This window comes from Brevibacillus fortis (assembly GCF_046196545.1).
GTDB classification, from domain to species: domain Bacteria; phylum Bacillota; class Bacilli; order Brevibacillales; family Brevibacillaceae; genus Brevibacillus; species Brevibacillus fortis_A.
On record NZ_CP176370.1, the window covers coordinates 2,315,349 to 2,331,336 of the forward strand.

General features: G+C 46.6%; 22 protein-coding genes. 13 read left to right on the top strand and 9 right to left on the bottom strand.

Annotation, left to right across the window (positions count from 1 at the left end):
• Positions 1 to 13: 13 nt before the first annotated feature.
• On the top strand, positions 14 to 466 hold the full coding sequence (locus tag ACKKE8_RS11945; RefSeq protein WP_409178342.1) for a GNAT family N-acetyltransferase: 453 nt from the start codon (positions 14 to 16) through the stop codon (positions 464 to 466).
• 118 nt (positions 467 to 584) lie between these two features.
• Here ACKKE8_RS11945 and ACKKE8_RS11950 read toward each other — a convergent pair whose 3' ends face one another.
• From ACKKE8_RS11950 to ACKKE8_RS11960, 3 genes are all read right to left on the bottom strand, one after another.
• A complete protein-coding gene (locus ACKKE8_RS11950; protein WP_144616524.1) occupies positions 585 to 989 on the bottom strand; it encodes an SET domain-containing protein in 405 nt (134 codons plus the stop codon).
• An 81-nt stretch (positions 990 to 1,070) separates the two neighbouring features.
• Positions 1,071 to 1,718 carry a response regulator transcription factor gene (locus ACKKE8_RS11955; protein WP_007724217.1) on the bottom strand — a complete coding sequence of 216 codons (648 nt, stop codon included), beginning with the start codon at positions 1,716 to 1,718 and terminating at the stop codon, positions 1,071 to 1,073.
• Complete coding sequence (locus tag ACKKE8_RS11960) at positions 1,715 to 2,521, bottom strand: sensor histidine kinase (RefSeq protein WP_409178343.1); 807 nt, start codon at positions 2,519 to 2,521, stop codon at positions 1,715 to 1,717. The genes ACKKE8_RS11955 and ACKKE8_RS11960 overlap by 4 nt, the downstream gene beginning before the upstream one ends.
• A 108-nt stretch (positions 2,522 to 2,629) precedes the next feature.
• On the opposite strand from ACKKE8_RS11960, the gene thiD reads away from it, so the two are divergent.
• Positions 2,630 to 3,424, top strand: coding sequence for a bifunctional hydroxymethylpyrimidine kinase/phosphomethylpyrimidine kinase (thiD, locus tag ACKKE8_RS11965; RefSeq protein ID WP_409178344.1), 795 nt, complete (start codon positions 2,630 to 2,632; stop codon positions 3,422 to 3,424).
• A 66-nt stretch (positions 3,425 to 3,490) separates the two neighbouring features.
• On the opposite strand, the gene ACKKE8_RS11970 is transcribed toward thiD, so the two are convergent.
• Both ACKKE8_RS11970 and ACKKE8_RS11975 read right to left on the bottom strand, forming a co-directional pair.
• Positions 3,491 to 4,825 (bottom strand): DUF4179 domain-containing protein, encoded by a 1,335-nt coding sequence (locus tag ACKKE8_RS11970; RefSeq protein ID WP_409178345.1) that lies wholly within the window; start codon positions 4,823 to 4,825, stop codon positions 3,491 to 3,493.
• 5 nt (positions 4,826 to 4,830) lie between these two features.
• Positions 4,831 to 5,355: a sigma-70 family RNA polymerase sigma factor gene (locus ACKKE8_RS11975; protein WP_409178346.1), complete on the bottom strand. Its 525-nt coding sequence runs from the start codon at positions 5,353 to 5,355 to the stop codon at positions 4,831 to 4,833.
• 127 nt (positions 5,356 to 5,482) lie between these two features.
• Between ACKKE8_RS11975 and ACKKE8_RS11980 the strand changes: the two genes are divergently transcribed.
• The 4 genes from ACKKE8_RS11980 to ACKKE8_RS11995 all read left to right on the top strand — a co-directional run bounded on the left by ACKKE8_RS11980 (position 5,483) and on the right by ACKKE8_RS11995 (position 8,388).
• Entirely contained in the window at positions 5,483 to 5,710 is a 228-nt protein-coding gene (locus tag ACKKE8_RS11980) for a hypothetical protein (protein WP_409178347.1), read from the top strand.
• A 74-nt stretch (positions 5,711 to 5,784) separates the two neighbouring features.
• Positions 5,785 to 6,858, top strand: a complete 1,074-nt coding sequence (splB, locus tag ACKKE8_RS11985; RefSeq protein WP_409178348.1) for a spore photoproduct lyase — start codon at positions 5,785 to 5,787, stop codon at positions 6,856 to 6,858.
• A gap of 153 nt (positions 6,859 to 7,011) precedes the next feature.
• Positions 7,012 to 7,653: a deoxynucleoside kinase gene (locus tag ACKKE8_RS11990; protein WP_048035769.1), complete on the top strand. Its 642-nt coding sequence runs from the start codon at positions 7,012 to 7,014 to the stop codon at positions 7,651 to 7,653.
• Positions 7,654 to 7,695: 42 nt separating this feature from the next.
• On the top strand, positions 7,696 to 8,388 hold the full coding sequence (locus tag ACKKE8_RS11995; RefSeq protein ID WP_144616516.1) for a deoxynucleoside kinase: 693 nt from the start codon (positions 7,696 to 7,698) through the stop codon (positions 8,386 to 8,388).
• Positions 8,389 to 8,457: 69 nt separating this feature from the next.
• Here the strand turns inward: ACKKE8_RS11995 and ACKKE8_RS12000 are convergent, their stop codons facing one another.
• Both ACKKE8_RS12000 and ACKKE8_RS12005 read right to left on the bottom strand, forming a co-directional pair.
• Positions 8,458 to 9,048, bottom strand: coding sequence for a TetR/AcrR family transcriptional regulator (locus ACKKE8_RS12000; RefSeq protein WP_409178349.1), 591 nt, complete (start codon positions 9,046 to 9,048; stop codon positions 8,458 to 8,460).
• A 33-nt stretch (positions 9,049 to 9,081) separates the two neighbouring features.
• A complete protein-coding gene (locus ACKKE8_RS12005; RefSeq protein WP_409178350.1) occupies positions 9,082 to 9,507 on the bottom strand; it encodes a VOC family protein in 426 nt (141 codons plus the stop codon).
• Between the two features lie 176 nt (positions 9,508 to 9,683).
• Here ACKKE8_RS12005 and ACKKE8_RS12010 point away from each other — a divergent pair, with 176 nt between their 5' ends.
• The 7 genes from ACKKE8_RS12010 (at position 9,684) to ACKKE8_RS12040 (ending at position 13,849) form a co-directional block, all read left to right on the top strand.
• On the top strand, positions 9,684 to 10,421 hold the full coding sequence (locus ACKKE8_RS12010) for a class I SAM-dependent methyltransferase (protein WP_409178351.1): 738 nt from the start codon (positions 9,684 to 9,686) through the stop codon (positions 10,419 to 10,421).
• Positions 10,422 to 10,496: 75 nt separating this feature from the next.
• Positions 10,497 to 10,781 carry a 4a-hydroxytetrahydrobiopterin dehydratase gene (locus ACKKE8_RS12015; RefSeq protein WP_409178352.1) on the top strand — a complete coding sequence of 95 codons (285 nt, stop codon included), beginning with the start codon at positions 10,497 to 10,499 and terminating at the stop codon, positions 10,779 to 10,781.
• 111 nt (positions 10,782 to 10,892) lie between these two features.
• On the top strand, positions 10,893 to 11,213 hold the full coding sequence (locus ACKKE8_RS12020; RefSeq protein WP_409178353.1) for a hypothetical protein: 321 nt from the start codon (positions 10,893 to 10,895) through the stop codon (positions 11,211 to 11,213).
• Positions 11,210 to 11,974, top strand: a complete 765-nt coding sequence (locus ACKKE8_RS12025; RefSeq protein WP_409178354.1) for a DUF3109 family protein — start codon at positions 11,210 to 11,212, stop codon at positions 11,972 to 11,974. The genes ACKKE8_RS12020 and ACKKE8_RS12025 overlap by 4 nt, the downstream gene beginning before the upstream one ends.
• Positions 11,975 to 12,030: 56 nt before the next feature.
• Positions 12,031 to 12,540, top strand: coding sequence for an acyl-CoA thioesterase (locus ACKKE8_RS12030; protein ID WP_409178355.1), 510 nt, complete (start codon positions 12,031 to 12,033; stop codon positions 12,538 to 12,540).
• Positions 12,541 to 12,616: 76 nt separating this feature from the next.
• Positions 12,617 to 13,537, top strand: coding sequence for an aldo/keto reductase (locus ACKKE8_RS12035; RefSeq protein WP_409178356.1), 921 nt, complete (start codon positions 12,617 to 12,619; stop codon positions 13,535 to 13,537).
• Positions 13,538 to 13,603: 66 nt separating this feature from the next.
• A complete protein-coding gene (locus ACKKE8_RS12040) occupies positions 13,604 to 13,849 on the top strand; it encodes an RNA polymerase alpha subunit C-terminal domain-containing protein (protein WP_409178357.1) in 246 nt (81 codons plus the stop codon).
• Between the two features lie 60 nt (positions 13,850 to 13,909).
• On the opposite strand, the gene ACKKE8_RS12045 is transcribed toward ACKKE8_RS12040, so the two are convergent.
• Positions 13,910 to 14,350: a thiol-disulfide oxidoreductase DCC family protein gene (locus ACKKE8_RS12045; protein ID WP_409178358.1), complete on the bottom strand. Its 441-nt coding sequence runs from the start codon at positions 14,348 to 14,350 to the stop codon at positions 13,910 to 13,912.
• 79 nt (positions 14,351 to 14,429) lie between these two features.
• Positions 14,430 to 15,944, bottom strand: coding sequence for a histidine ammonia-lyase (gene hutH / locus ACKKE8_RS12050; RefSeq protein WP_409178359.1), 1,515 nt, complete (start codon positions 15,942 to 15,944; stop codon positions 14,430 to 14,432).
• Positions 15,945 to 15,988: the final 44 nt, after the last annotated feature.

Sequence of the window (15,988 nt, forward strand, 5' to 3'; positions counted from 1 at the left end):
GGGGGAAACCGAAATGATCGTGCGACTAGATTTACAGGATGAACAAACGGTACAAAAACTTTGGAACATGCAGCAAAAAGCGTATCGTGTAGAGGCGGAGTTAATTGGTACGGAAGATATTCCTCCCCTGCGTGAATCAGTAGAACAACTGAGGACATGTGAAGAAACATTTTATGGCTACATAGAAGAAGGCGAGCTGGCAGGGGCGGTTTCTTTTTTGATCGAGGGAGAAACGTTGGATATTCATCGAATGATTGTAGACCCTGTTCATTTTCGCAAGGGAATCGCGAGTCAATTGCTTGCCTCTGTCCACGAGCATGGTTGCAGGAAGATAGTCGTCGCGACTGGTTCCTTGAATGAACCGGCCGTTCGTTTGTATGAAAGACATGGATTTACCTTGACGGATCAAAAAGAAGTGAAGCCCGGTCTGCGGCTGTCTTTTTTCGAGAAAACGCTTCGTCCATGATAAGGCGAAAGCCCGCCCAAGATAACTTGGGAGGGATAGAGTTACACAAAACAACCCGGAGAACGGGCACTTTTTCAAGTGTCTGCTTCCGGGTTTTCATTCTTATAAAAGCATATTCTTATTTGGTATCATCTGTTTCTTTCTGTTGGTCTTCATAAAACCAGAGAGGATCATCGCAATCCTCATCACCATTGTAGTTGATTAAGATTTCTTCACCGGCTTGAATGTCCGTATACGCATAAAAATCAAACGTGTGGTTATCGAAGTTAATCTCATACGTGGCATTTGGCGTGTAGGAGTGGTTAAATAGCATTCCATAGCCTAACAAGAAGGCTGTATGATTGGCACCGTACTCAAATGCATAATCTGCGAGCAAGGTTTTCTCAATATGCTCATGCTCTTCGTTCAAATAAGGCAGCACGGGCGCTTCATGAATCAGGTCGCCTTTTCGGATATCTTGCGTTGCAAATACGCCTCTATTTAATTCTCCATTGCTTAGTTTGGAGGTCTTGATTTCGATCATGCGGATCACCTGCATTTCTTAGGTCTGTGGAAAACGTATCTTTCTAAGGATGACAGTTGATCGAGCAGAAAGCAATGTTTTTTATTTGATGACCAAATGATGGCGAACCGCATAAGCAGCGAGCTGGACGCGATTAGCCAATTGCAGCTTTTCGAGAATGTTTTTCAGGTGGTTTTTTACAGTGTTTTCTGCGATGATCAGCGCTTCACTAATTTCCCGATTCGTTTTTCCGGCTCCCACATACATGACAATCTCTCGCTCTCGCGGGGTCAGTACATCAGGTACCATTTCATCCGTCGCCTCTTCTTGACGGAAGCGGTACATGAGCCGGGTTGCCATTTCGCGAGTCAACTCACTGTCCTCGCCGAGCAAGGCATGCAAGTAGTTAATCCAGTCGTCAGGCTCTAAATTTTTCAGCAAGTAACCTTGGGCGCCGAACTGAATGGCCGTGATCAGGTCAGCAACGTCATCGGAGACGCTGAGAATGACGACCTTGATGTGCGGGTATGCTTTCTTGACCTCGCGGGTCGCTTCGAGTCCGCTCCATTTCGGCATGTTGATGTCCATGAGCACAAGGTCCGGTTGTATTTGTCCGCATAAGAGAAAAGCTTCCTCGCCATTTTGCGCTTCTCCGATGACTTCAAAAGAGGGATCGGGATCAAGCAGGCTGCGAATGGCCATACGAGCCATCGGGTGGTCGTCGGCGATCAATACACGGTAAGCGTTCATTGTAATTTTCCTCCTGAATGAGAAGATAAGCGGATGATCGTACCGCCTGCCGGTCGTAACTGAATGTCGATGGATGCGTTCAACTGGCGTGCACGCTCGCGCATCATGGACAAACCGTATTTTTTCGTATCGGGAGAAGGGTTGGAAATTCCTATGCCATCGTCCTCAACGGAGAGAACCCAGCCAGTTGTCTCATCTGTCGTGAGGTGAATCCATGAATGCTTCGCCTGAGAATGCTTGCGAATGTTGGCAAAAGCTTCCTGGATGATCCCGAACAGTTGTACTTCTGCGGTGGGAGTAAAAAAGCCGTCTTTGACATGCAATTCGCTGACAACGTCGATTCCAGATAAAGCGCTCCATTGCGCCAGCCATTTCTCAAGGCGTTGATCCAGACTGCCTTCTTCTGGCAATGAGCGCAGGTTAAAGATGGCTTGGCGCACATGATTGTCGATGGCAGAAACAGCGACCCGTGCATCGTCCAATTGTCCCTGTTTCAGTTTTACGTTGAGGAAGAACAAAGATTGCGCAATCCCGTCGTGTAATTCGCGGGCAAGGCGTTCCCGTTCTTCATAAACAGCGCGACGAGCTTGTTCCTCGACAATTCGTGCATTCATTTGTTTAAGGGTGTGAAACATCCAAGTGGCAAATAAAAAAGAGAGCAAGAGCGTCAAGAGGGTAATGTATACATTTCCCGCTTCCATAGACATGTAGGGGAGTAAAAAGTCATGACGGATGAACTCGAAGCCCCCGATGATAATGGTTGGAATGAGAAAGGTCAACCAATAAAAGATACGATATGACATGGAACTGTCCCCTTTTAATACAGTTGGCAAACATTCCTTTAGTATACCGAATGGGACGAGCGGATGGTATACTCAGGTGAGAAAAGGTGGAAAGCAGGAGGGAATATCATGAGCACGATTGCGAAAGCATTGACGATAGCGGGTTCAGATAGCGGTGGGGGAGCTGGGATTCAGGCAGATCTGAAAACCTTTCATCAACTCGGTGTGTACGGAATGAGTGCGATCACAGCAATCACTGCACAAAATACATTGGGCGTAGCAGGCGTTTATCCGTTGCCAACAGAGGCGGTTGCCCAGCAAATGCATGAGGTACTGCGTGATCTAGGCGCTGATGCGGCGAAAACGGGCATGTTGTTTAACGCTGATATCATTCGTGCTGTAGCGGAAGAGGTCAAAGCATTTGGCCTGAAAAAGCTAGTGGTTGACCCGGTGATGATTGCCAAGGGAGGGTCAAAACTACTGCTGGATGAGGCGATCGTTGCATTGAAAAAAGAGTTGTTGCCTCTCGCAGAAGTCGTCACACCGAACTTGCCGGAAGCAGAATGCTTGACTGGCATGAGAATCGAGACGACAGACGAGATGCGCGAAGGGGCGAAAGCGATACATGCGTTAGGCGCCCGCAATGTCCTGATGAAGGGTGGACATCTGCAAGGGGACGTTGTCGTGGACATTTTGTTCGATGGTACCACATTCCATGAAATGTCCCATGAGCGTATCCATACACGTCATACGCACGGTACAGGTTGTACGTTCTCAGCGGCTCTTACAGCAGAGTTAGCAAAAAATACACCGCTCATCACTGCGGTTGAAAAAGCAAATCGCTTTATTTTTGAAGCAATTAAGACAGCACCGCAATTGGGTGGCGGGCATGGGCCGACCAATCACTGGGCGGTTGCAGATTAATTCGCCGAACCAAAAAATGAATGCCCCACAGCGATGCCGTACAAGCAATCGCTGATGGGGCATTTTTTATTTGATTTCTACTGAGAACGTACCGTGAAGTCGTTCAGGATAGTTGAACAAAGGAAAAGAATAAGAAGTTGGCGTGCCTTTGTTTGTTTTTCGTTTGAACAGCATGTAATAGTTTTGTATGGATTCATCTTTTGTAGCAGATGAGGAGCTCCCTTGCACGTAATCATATTCATTTCCTAGGTCGTCCGTTATGGCATTCCCAAGAGAGATATGAGAGTGATTATCTTGGGGCGGCACCTTTAAAGAGAAGTCCATGCCCACGACATCATCGACCTGACGAAGCGCTGTTAGTTTCAAGCGATCATTCGGGACTTTTGTGAGTGTACCTGTCTTCGCATCAATCACGATTTGCAATTGATCTTTGTCCAAGGCACGAATGCCATCTGTTTTCAGGTAGAGTTTTTGGGGCTCCACAAAATAGATGCTCTCCAGATGGTATATCCTTCCGTTTTCGCCGTTGTCACGAACAGGAACACCATTTCCCCAAAAAGCAAACGTCTGTCCTTTTTCATCCTCAAGTCTTAGCTTATCAAAGTCAAAGACATGCTTTTTATTAGCGGGATCAAATCGGATACTCACTTCTGTCTGTGTAGGAAAGACTGCAATTTGTTCAATCGTTAACCGCTGTCCGTCAACGGTGACTTCCTTCATCACCGGATACACTTTTTTCTCAAGAGACTTGTACTTGCTTTTGTCGACCGCAAAGTCAATCGATAAAGGAGTCTCTTGTTTGATGTGATCGATTTCCAGTGTGACTTTCGCTGTCATTGTATCAGGTATTTCGGTAGCTTCGTTGATGATAATATCAATGCGGTTTCGAATCACAGGCTCTTCGCTGTCCATACCTGACCAGGAAACACCATGCTCCCATTCTTTTCCTAATTGGTCAAACAACTCGATCTTGTGTAGAGCTACATTTTTATCGGGGAGATCATTCTTCAGTGAATAAAAGAGGACCATCCGTTTTTCGTCGGCCAAAACTTGATCGATGGTAAACGTCACATCTTCTACTGAATCACTGGAGCCAATATTTTGGACAAGATTGTGTTCTGCTGCCTTCTGCAAGCCTTTATCATCCCGAATAAACTCAACGATCCTTTCCATTCCAGGAATCGAGCTGACATAAGCGGCAACAGCAGGTGAAAGGCGAACGGAAAAAATAAACACGAAAATAAACAAACAAGCAACCAGACTAGAACCAACGCGTATCCACCGATTGCGGTTCCGATTTTTACGCAGCTCTTTTGCTTGTTCCATCCCTCTTCGAATGTATTGGTCAACCTCAGCAGGAACCATGAATGGACTCGCATTCTTTTTTTCATTATCAAGCATAAAGCTCACCAGCCTTTCCCGAGATCTTTGCGGAGTGCACCCAAAGCCTTGTGCAACCATGTTTTGATGGTCCCTTCTGGATGACCGAGTACCTCTGCAATATCGCGTATCGTCCGATCTTCAAAATATTTCAAAATAATGATGTGGCGATAATTTGGACTGAGACGTGCTAGAGCCTCTTCGATTTGCATACGTTCGACATTTTGGTCGTCCATAGGAAAGATTTCACAATTTGCGACGTCATCCTCCATGGGATCCAAGATGATCCGTTTTCGGCGCTTTTGCTCATCGAGACAAATATGAATAAGAATGCGTGTCTGCCAAGTACGAAAATACGCAGGCTGTTTCAAGCGTGCCAGCTTGAGATAGGAACGGCACGTCGCTTCCTGAATGGCTTCCAATGCATCTGTCTCATTACGGAGAAAGGCGTAGGCGATTTTATACAGTTGTTCTTTATGAAGGCTGACGAGTTGAAAAAAGGCATCATCATCCCCATCTTTTGCGCGCGAAACGAGCTGTTCCAGATTCACTTTTTCCCCTCCTCTAGCATTAGACGGCGCAGGTGCCAAAACGGTTTTCATAAATTGTCAGCCAAGCTGTTTTTTTTGAACCATTCGCCTGTCCACTGCTTACTGTAAAAGAAAGAAGTGTGTAAGGATGGGGTGTAGGTACATGTGGATCAAATGGGTTACGATTCATAAATCGTATGGTCTCCCGCGGATTGCTCAGGAATGTCGGCGTTATCTAGAAATGAAAGGAATTCGAGTCAGGCTTTTGTCCAGACAGACCAAAAAAGCAGGACATGTCTATACACTGCAAGTACCGCTAGCTCAACAGGAGCAAGCAAAGGCGCTGCTACGCGATTTTAAGAACACCCTGAAATAACGGGCACAGCCATACTTCCCCTTACGTCCAGTCGAATGGCACGGGCATACTACGTGAAGGGGGGAATGATGACTATGGGAACGACCCTTTTGGAAAGACCTGAAAAGACGGAGCAGAAAGGCAGCAAGCTGTTTGCTCCGGATTATATTTTCGTCGAGCCACATGCATTGAATTATCCACTTGGTCAAGAGCTGTATCGCCGTTTTCAAAAGGAAGGGATTCCGATGCAGATGACAACCAGCCATAATCAGGTCCGTGGCATCCCTGGGGATACAGAAGTGGAGAAATATCGCAATGCGAAGCGAACGTTGGTCATTGGTGTACGCAAAACATTGAAGTTCGAGACCTCCAAGCCTTCCGCAGAATATGCCATTCCACTGGCTACGGGATGTGCTGCCCATTGTCACTATTGCTATTTGAACACAAATATCGGAACAAAGCCGTATGTTCGGGTGTACGTCAACACAGATGAGATTCTTGCGCAAGCCGAGAAGTATATCCAAGAACGCCCGGGTGAAATCACTCGTTTTGAGGCAGCCTGTACATCTGATCCGGTTAGCATTGAGCATCTTACGGGCAATCTGAAACGAGCGATTGAATTTATGGGCCGGCAGGAGTTTGGGCGGTTGCGCTTCGTGACCAAGTTTCACCACGTGGATTCCTTGCTGGATGCTAAGCACAACAAGCATACCCGATTTCGCTTCAGCATGAATGCTGACTATGTCATCAAAAATTTCGAGCCAGGCACCTCCAGCTTTCATCAGCGACTAGAGGCAGCAGGGAAGGTAGCCAAGGCCGGTTATCCACTCGGTTTTATTTTAGCGCCTTTGTATTGGTTTGACGGATGGGAAGCGGGGTATACCGATTTGCTGGAAAGACTGCGTTCACAGTTGGTTCCCGAAGCGATGGAGGATTTGACGTTCGAGCTGATCCAGCACCGTTTTACCAAGATCGCTAAAAGCTTGATCCTCCAGCGTTATCCGAAAACGAAGCTGGAAATGAAGGAAGAAGAGCGCAAGTACAAATGGGGGAAATACGGGAAAGGGAAGTATGTCTATCCCGACATCCAAGCAAAGGCTTTGCAAGCCCATTTGGAAAGTGAAATTGCCCGATTGTTTCCGCAGGCTCGAGTTGAATATTTTACGTAAGTACCAGACTGCTCTGATGAAGAGCAGTTTTTCTTTTTACAAAAAGAGTACCAAATGATACCAAACGACAAGATGCGAATGTTTTCGACAAACACTTACATACATGCTACAATATGGAGTGCTCTCATTTTCTTGAAAGGAATCGAAGCACACATGAAGTCCATATTGATTACCGTTGAGGGACCTATTGGTATTGGGAAAACCTCTTTATCGCGGGAACTAAGCCGTGCATGCAACTTGCAGCTACTGGAAGAAATTGTATACGAAAATCCGTTCCTAGGTAAATTTTATGAAAATATTGCCGAATGGAGTTTTCAGCTTGAGATGTTCTTCCTCTGTAACCGATACAAGCAGTTGCAGGATATTCATTCAAAGTTCCTGAATCAAGGTATTTCCGTTGTTTCTGATTACAATATTTTCAAAAATACGATTTTTGCCAAACGGACGTTACAAGGAGATAACCTGCCAAAGTACCTCAAAATTTATGATATCCTGACAGAGGATTTGCCTCAGGCCCATTTGGTGATCTACATGACGGCTTCGATTGAAACCGTGATGAAGCGGATTGCGATGCGCGATCGCGAAATGGAGCGCAGCATGGATGTTACCTATATGGAGAACCTGATTGCTGATTACAACGAGTTTATGGAAGCGTTTGAAAAGCATCATCCGGATACGCCTGTCATCAAATTCGATTGTGACGATTTGGATTTCGTACATAGACCAGAAGATTTGAAGGTTGTACTAGATCGAATTGCACCACGGATACAAGAGTTGATGGGACAAGAAGGATAGGGAACGAAGGAAAAGTAAGCATGGGGATAAGGAGTTGCGTACATGTCGAGGTTTCAAAACAGCACGCTTCGTGAAAAATACGGGATACCGAGCAACGCAGTGATTACGATCGGGGGGACAGTAGGGGTAGGAAAATCAACCTTTACACATGCCTTGGCAGATCAGCTCGGATTTCGTGTGTCCGTAGAAAAGGTCGACAATAACCCGTATTTGGGCCGTTACTATAACGATTTATCGCGATGGGGTTTCCATTTGCAAATTTTCTTTTTGGCAGAACGCTTTAAGGAACAAAAACGGATGTTTGATTATGGCGGCGGCTTTGTCCAAGATCGCTCCATTTATGAGGATACCGGGATTTTTGCCCGCATGCTGTACGAGCAAGGCAACATGACAGAAGAAGATTACCGCACTTATACAGAACTTTTTGAAGCGATGGTCATGACGCCTTACTTCCCGCATCCGGATATTTTGATCTATTTAGAGGGAAGCTTCGATGATATTATTGGCCGCGTAAAAGAGCGTGGGCGTCCGATGGAGCAACAAACGCCGGTAGATTACTGGCAGGATTTGTTTGGTCGCTATGATAGCTGGATTGCCTCCTTTACTTCCTGTCCGATTTTGCGGGTCAATATCAACGAATACGATGTTGTGGAGGACCCATCTTCGGTAGAGAGCATTATTGCTCGGGCTGCTGAAAAAATTCGGATTGGACGAGCTACCCGATTTTCATCATAATAACCCTTTACAATAACAGAGCACCCCTGCATTTTGCCGGTAAGAGGCGGAAGCAGGGGTGCTTTGCTTTTATTTGGTGCGATATCCTTCCAAGAGAAGGGTCATCGCTGCTGAAATTTCTTCAAGGGATTTCTCATGATCAGACGTCTCCGAAATCCAGAGCACGGCTTCGTTCATCGCACCAGACAGCAAATGTGTCAGAGCATCGATGGAAACGGGACGTAGGTACCCTTGCTCCTGCATCGTTTGAAGCTGCTCCCTGAGATGCCGCATGGAGTTTTCCTCGTCCATTCGGCGCCACGTTTCCCACCCGATGACAGAAGGGCCATCGATAAGCAAAATCCGCTTGTTTCGATGTTCGACGGCCGAGGAGACAAAGGCCAAGCAACCCAAGATCAATTGTTGCCAAGGATCCTCACTTTTCGCAGCTTCAACTTCTACGCGCTCTCCGATTTCTTGTTGGACAGAAGCCAGTACTGCCTCAAATAAACCTTCTTTGCTCCCAAAATGATGGTACAGTGCGCCACGGGTCACCCCGGCTTGTTTCACGATGTCTTCCATGGCGGCATCCGCGTAGCCTTGCCTGGAGAACATCTCTCTTGCCACTTCGATCAGTTTTTGCATCGTCTGCTGTTTTTGCTCTGCTTTGGACATCTTCATACTGTACGATCTCCTTACTTATTTCATGCCAGATTATACAGGGTCAACATAACTTTCCGCAAATGCTTCAGAAGGCGGGATCACTTTTATGATATCAAGCAATATGCCGTTCGGATCGGATGTAATAAAATGCCGCTGACCAAACTCCTCGTCTCTAATGTCGAGATGGAGAGGAAGACCTGCTATCACAATAAGTCTCTCGTACTCAGCGTCAACATCATCGACTTCGAAATTAAGGATAAGACCACCATCTACTGGCTGTCGAAATCCCTGTGGAATCGTGTTGTGTGAAGGATCTAAGATGGCTAGCTCAAATGCCGGAGTACTGCTCTGATTCTGCAGGCTCACATACCAGTCTGCTTCGAAAACCATTTCAAATCCAAAGTGTTCACGATAAAACTTCGAGGTAGCCTCAACTTGTTCTGTCAAGATGACAGGGTAAAAGCTGTTCACTTTCATTATGGATCTCTCCTTCACGATTGGATGAGGTCAATTTAACATACATACAGTATGTATGTAAACTAATTTCTATATTTTTCAACAAAGCTTTCGTACACTTTGCCGCACGCAAATCGGCTACGGATAAACCCCGCTGTGGTATAATAAGAACATCTTGGAATTAAAGGGGCTCAGACATGGCTGAAGAATGGTTTGAACGCAGCTTTCGCGAAGATTACGTGCTTGTGTATCGTCATAGGGACGATTCGGCAGCAGATGGAGAGATCGCTAATCTGTTGGAAAGATTGCCGGTAAAGGACACAGGACGCGTACTTGATCTTTGCTGCGGGAGCGGGCGTCATTCGCGTGCGCTGGCTCGCCGGGGGTATGAAGTAGTTGGTGTGGATTTGTCGCCTGTTCTCTTACAGTTGGCCGAGGAACAAAACACCTATCCACAGCTAAGTTTTGCCCGCTGTGACATGCGCGACATTCCGTTTCACGAAGAATTTGATATCGTGGTGAATTTGTTTACCAGCTTTGGGTATTTCTCCACAGATGAAGAAAATGCTAACGTTATTCGTAACATGGCACAAGCACTCAAAACAAAAGGCGAAGTGGTCATCGATTTCTTAAATGCAGCGTACGTCATGGATAATCTCGTGCCGCACTCTTCGAAGGAAGTCAGTGGAATGTTGATTAAAGAAGAACGCTGGATTCAGGATGGATTTGTGAAAAAGCGGATACTGATTTCCGACGAGTCGTCGAATGAACCGCGTGAGTATATGGAGCAGGTTCGCTTGTTTTCTGTCGAGCAAATGATTGCGATGCTTACAGATGCGGGATTCGAACAAATTCGAGTATTTGGGAATTATCAGTTTGACGAGTATGTGGCGAATGAATCACCTCGTATGATTTTTTATGCTGTGAAGCAATAGGTCGCGGATAACCTGTACGTCTCGTGAATATGATGGTGTAACAACCATTTATCGGGTAAAGGGGGCATTGCTACAATGAGCAAGCTGTCTTTGGAACAGGTCAAATTGTATCTGAGCAAGGTACCTGGCTGGAAGCTGGTAGAAGACCGAATGGCACTATCACGCACGTACCACTGTCGTGACTTTTCCACTGCGATCAGTTTCGTCAACCGTGTGTCAGAGATGCTTGAGCATGACAATCAGCATGTGGAAATTCATCTGGCAGGTGGAACAGTCACGTTTACGTTAGCCACCCGCGAGGCAAAAGGTTTAACCGGCAAAGATTTTGCGTTAGCCCAGACCATAAGCAAAGTGAGCTAACAGGCAGAAGAGAAATAGCCGCTTCCCACAGCGAAGCGGTATTTCTTTTTGGCTTTTTAAGAGTTACTTTGTTATGATGGGCAGTATGAACCATTTCGGAGGGATTACAAGATGGACATTCAACAACACGAGCAATTGATTCAACTGTTGGCGGAGTATAAAAATCAAAAGGTTTCCGTGACTTTTACCCAATGGGATACCGATAGTGAAGAAGAGGAAGAGGTAACACAATTTCAAGCTCAGCTCCTCGAAACCAAGCTGACTGATAATGAATTTGAAGAAAAAGATCTCCTGCTCGTGTTTACGACAGCAGAGGGCGAAGAAATGGAAATCCTGATGGAAATTCCGGGTGATGAAGTAGACTTGGCTAGCTATGAGGAAGGCCATTTGCGCATTTTTGGAACAGAATCGGAGATTGTTTTGCAAAAATGAAAACGAAGCGAGCTTTTCGTTATGTAGGCACGCCCGATCCCATGTCTGATAAAGAGGCGTACCACTGCGAAAAATATATAAAGAAAAACAAGCATTCCTTGGTGAGAGCGGGACAATATTTGGTTGATGTAACAGCCCTTCAGGCCTTGTTTCACTTGGACTGTTGGAATTGCAGGACGGTTCATCGCGAGACCTGCTGCGAGGGTGGACAACCTTACGCGGTAGAAGAATGGCAGATTCCAATCATGGAGGGAGAAATCCCCTCTATCTCTGCTGGACTCCAGGATGAGTCTGAACGCAATCATTGGCTTCTTCATGGGGTTTGGGATCGCAATGAGTCTCCAGGAACCATTCGCATGCGGCATGGTAATTGTCTTTTTTATCAAGAGAACAATGGGCGTTACGGCTGTGCGATCCATGCTTATGCTGAGCAGGCTGGTCGTGAAGTAGAGCCTCTCAAGCCATTTAGCTGTCAACTGTATCCAATCGATTTGATTGATACAGGGGAAGGGATCCTGCTAACGGCGGTTACCAACGAAACGTCCTCCTTTTCCAGATGGGGTACGGATTATTTGGAGCAGTTTTACTGTGCCAGTCCGGCCCGCCGAAAGCTTGCCACACATATAGATGACAAGCTGTTTGCTTTAGACGGCTATCGCCCAGCTTATGAGTGGAATCTTCCTTTGTTACGTTACATTTTGCAAGAAAATGCAGAGAGAATAGAAGGCATGCTTGTGAGCAGCTATCAATTGGAACGTTGAATGCCTTGTGATATGATGATGTATGCATCAAGTAGATTGATAAAGGAGCAACAGCGATGAACGTCAAGACAACTCAAGAATCTCGTACAATTCAGGCATCACTGGTTCAGCCATCTGATACGAATTACCATGGGACTATTTTTGGTGGTACGATGATGGCTTATATAGATGAGGTAGCTGCAATCGCTGCGATGCGACATTCGCGTCGCCCTGTTGTGACAGCATCGATTGACTCGATTGACTTTCTTGCTCCCGTCAAAATGGGGCATTCCATCTGCCTGGAAGCGTTTGTTTCGTCAACAGGCAGAACGTCTATGGAGATTTTCGTAAAAGTCATCTCGGAAAATCTCCAGACCGGCAAGCGTATTTTGACCGCGACATCTTTTCTCACCTTTGTTGCCCTAGATGAGGAAGGGAATCCGACTGAGGTGCCAGCCATTGCCCCTGAAACAGAGGAAGAAGAGAGATTGATGGCAACTGCGGATGAGCGCAAGAAAATGCGCAAAGAACGAAAAGGGAATCTGCAAGATTTTGTGAGCCAATTGAACATCGAGAAAATCATATAATTTTTTTTAGTCTTTACCCTGAGCGAACATTCGTTCAGGGGATTCTCGTTTATCCATGTGGAGGAGGAATCGGGCAATGAAGTACCGTAGATTAGGAAAAACCGATCTGAACGTATCCGTAATTGGTGTAGGTACCTGGCAATTTGGCGGGGAGTGGGGAATGGATTTCTCCCAAGATGCTGTTGACCAGATTCTCGACAAAGCAAAAGATCTCGGCATTAACTTGATTGATACAGCAGAATGCTACGGAGATCATCTGTCCGAACAGCTTATCGGAGGGTATTTGAAAAAAAGCCGCCGGGAAGACTGGATTGTGGCGACGAAATTCGGACATCATTTTCATGACAAATTTTCTCGAACCAATCATTACGGAGCAAGTGAAGTTCAGCAGCAATTGGAAAAATCATTACAAGCCTTGCAGACCGACTATATTGACTTGTACCAATTCCACTCGGGACCTGACGAGGCTTTTGACAATGATGACTTGTGGACCTACCTCGACAAACAGGTGCAGGCAGGAACGATCCGTCATCTCGGCCTCTCGATTGCGAAAAATGACAACATGCATCAAACATCTGCGGCTACTTCGGTGAATGCAAAAGCAATCCAAGTGGTGTACAATCGTTTGGATCAAAAGCCGGAAGAAGGTGTGTTTGCTTCTTGCCAGCAGCAAGACCTGGGTGTGTTGGCTCGCGTTCCGTTGGCGAGTGGTTATTTGAGCGGAAAGTATAAGCCGGGTTCTGTATTCGGTGGAAACGATGTGCGACACCGACACGATCAGGAGCATGTCAATAAGCTGTTGCTTCAAGTAGAAGAAATCAAGAAAAATGAAGTTCCAGAAGGAATGGATATGGCGCAGTGGGCATTGGCGTGGTGCCTCAAGCATCCGGCTGTCACGACCGTGATCCCAGGCAGCAAGAGTCCATCGCAGGTAGAGGCAAATGCCAAAGCGGCTGACTATGTGAGCGATGAGCATCCACAAGCAACGTCGAAATAAAAAGGATACGTGCCATGACAACTTCCAAAAAAAACGGTAAGAACTTGCGCGAATGGTCATTCATACATGAAAAGTAGTGATTGTCCGACTTGTCCAATCTGTGAGCAAGAACGAAAACCGGACACAGGATTTCGTTCTCTGCTCTCGGCACCAGCCAGAAGGGCATTGGAACACCATGGAATCACTTCTTTGGAACAGCTCGCTAGTTACAGCGAAAAAGAGATCCTGAAATTTCATGGGATGGGGCCAGCGTCTATGCCGAAACTTCGGACAGCATTGAACGAAAAGGGATTGTCATTCAAGAACGAATAATTGGGCACAGCAAATAAAAAAGGAGGAGCCGCGATAGGACAGCGACTTCTCCTTTTTCATTTAATCCAAAAAGCGGGATCTGATCTGCGGGGTAGGAAGCATGCATTGTTCAGCTTTGCCCATCCACCGATAGCGATTTCTCGCGACCCAATCATAAATCGGATTACGGACAGGTCTAGGGATGACCCGAGCTACGTTTGACAACAGAGGCCATCCACCTTGAAGCTTGCGGCCAACGTGCAAGATCGCATCCGATTTTGTATATAGCTGTCCGTTGGCGATAAAGACCACGGATGACATGTCTTTTTCCTGATAGTTGTAATGAGACAAAATTTCCTGCGCTCTCTGTGACTGCAAGGAAGCAAAGTGAATGTGTCCATGCGGATCACGCTTCAAAATAAACTGCACAGCACCGTGGCACAGATGACAAACCCCATCAAACAGTAACAGGTACTCAGGATGGTCCAGTTCTCTGCCTGCGTTCATGAGACAGCCCTCCATACTTCAAGTGGTATGATCTAAATGCTTATCCTTAGCTCCATCATAGCAGAGAAAGACAATGGTTCCTATACACGAACGATTATTCCGTCACAAATGCGAGTGTCCCTTGCTGGATCAGCTCTTCTGCTTTTACGAGATCAGGATGCATTTCGCGGTCTTCATGCAGGCGGGGAATCACCCGGCGCAACTGCTCATACGCTTTCGCTGTACCTGTTCCAAGATCTCCCGAGCCAAACTCGATAGCTTGAGCTGCTGCCAAATATTCAATGGCAAGCACCTTGGTGACATTCGATACGATCGTGCGAAGCTTGCGAGCAGAAGTCGTTCCCATGCTGACATGGTCCTCCTGATTGGCAGATGACGGAATCGAATCGACTGATGCGGGATGGCAGAGCACTTTATTTTCAGAAACAATGGAAGCGGCTACATATTGCGTAATCATAAATCCAGAATGGAGTCCGCCATTTTCGGTTAAGAATCCGGGAAGACCACTTAGCTGTGGATTGACGAGACGTTCTGTGCGTCTTTCGGAAATATTTGCAAGCTCAGCTATGGCAATGGCAAGAAAATCAGCTGCGAATGCCATTGGCTGGCCATGGAAATTCCCACCGGAGATGACGTCGCCTGTTTCTGTAAAAAGGATAGGGTTATCGGTGACGCTATTGCATTCACGAGTAACTGTGGTCCATACATACTCCAACGTATCACGAGTTGCACCATGTACTTGCGGGAGGCAACGAAGGCTGTAAGGATCTTGGACACGTAGCTCACCCTGTCCAGTAGTTCGTTTGCTTCCGGACAAGTGCTGGAGCAATCGCTTCGCCGACTCCTGCTGTCCAGGATGCGGGCGGACGAGATGGAGTTGGGGATCAAAAGCTTTTGGAATTCCACGCAGCGCTTCCATCGTCATCGCCGCAATCAATTCAGCGCTTTCAAGCAGAACTCGCGAATCATGCAGGGCGAGGCAAAGCTGTGCAGTCATCGCCTGTGTACCGTTAATCAGAGCGAGACCTTCTTTTGCCTCCAGTCGAATAGGGGAAAGACCCACTTCAGTCAGTGCTTCTTTTCCGGATAGCCGCTTGCCATTGACGAGCGCTTCACCTTTACCGAGCATGACCAGTACCATATGAGCGAGAGGGGCTAGGTCACCGCTGGCACCAAGGGAGCCTTGTTGAGGAATAATCGGATGAACTCCTCGATTGCATAGTTCTACAAGCTGAAGCAATGTTTCTTCCCGAATACCCGAATAACCCTTTGCCAACGCATTGATGCGCAAAGCCATCATCGCACGGACAACTTCAACGGCATAAGGGTCGCCCATCCCGCAGGCATGACTCATAATCAAATTTTCTTGCAGCTTGCTTACGTCCTCATCGTGGATCATGACATCGGAGAATTTTCCGAAGCCAGTGGTGATTCCGTATACGACTTCCTGCTGCGATACCATTCTCTCCACCATGGCACGTGAAGCACGAACACGATTCAATGCTTCTTCGGTCAATTGGATTTGGGTGGCGCTTCTTGCAATGGAAACAACATCTTCGATACGTAATTGATCCCCATCTACTTTTACAACGTTTGCTTGGTGATTCATCTGTAATTTCCTCCTTTAGCAGAGCAGAGAACGAAAAGAGCGAG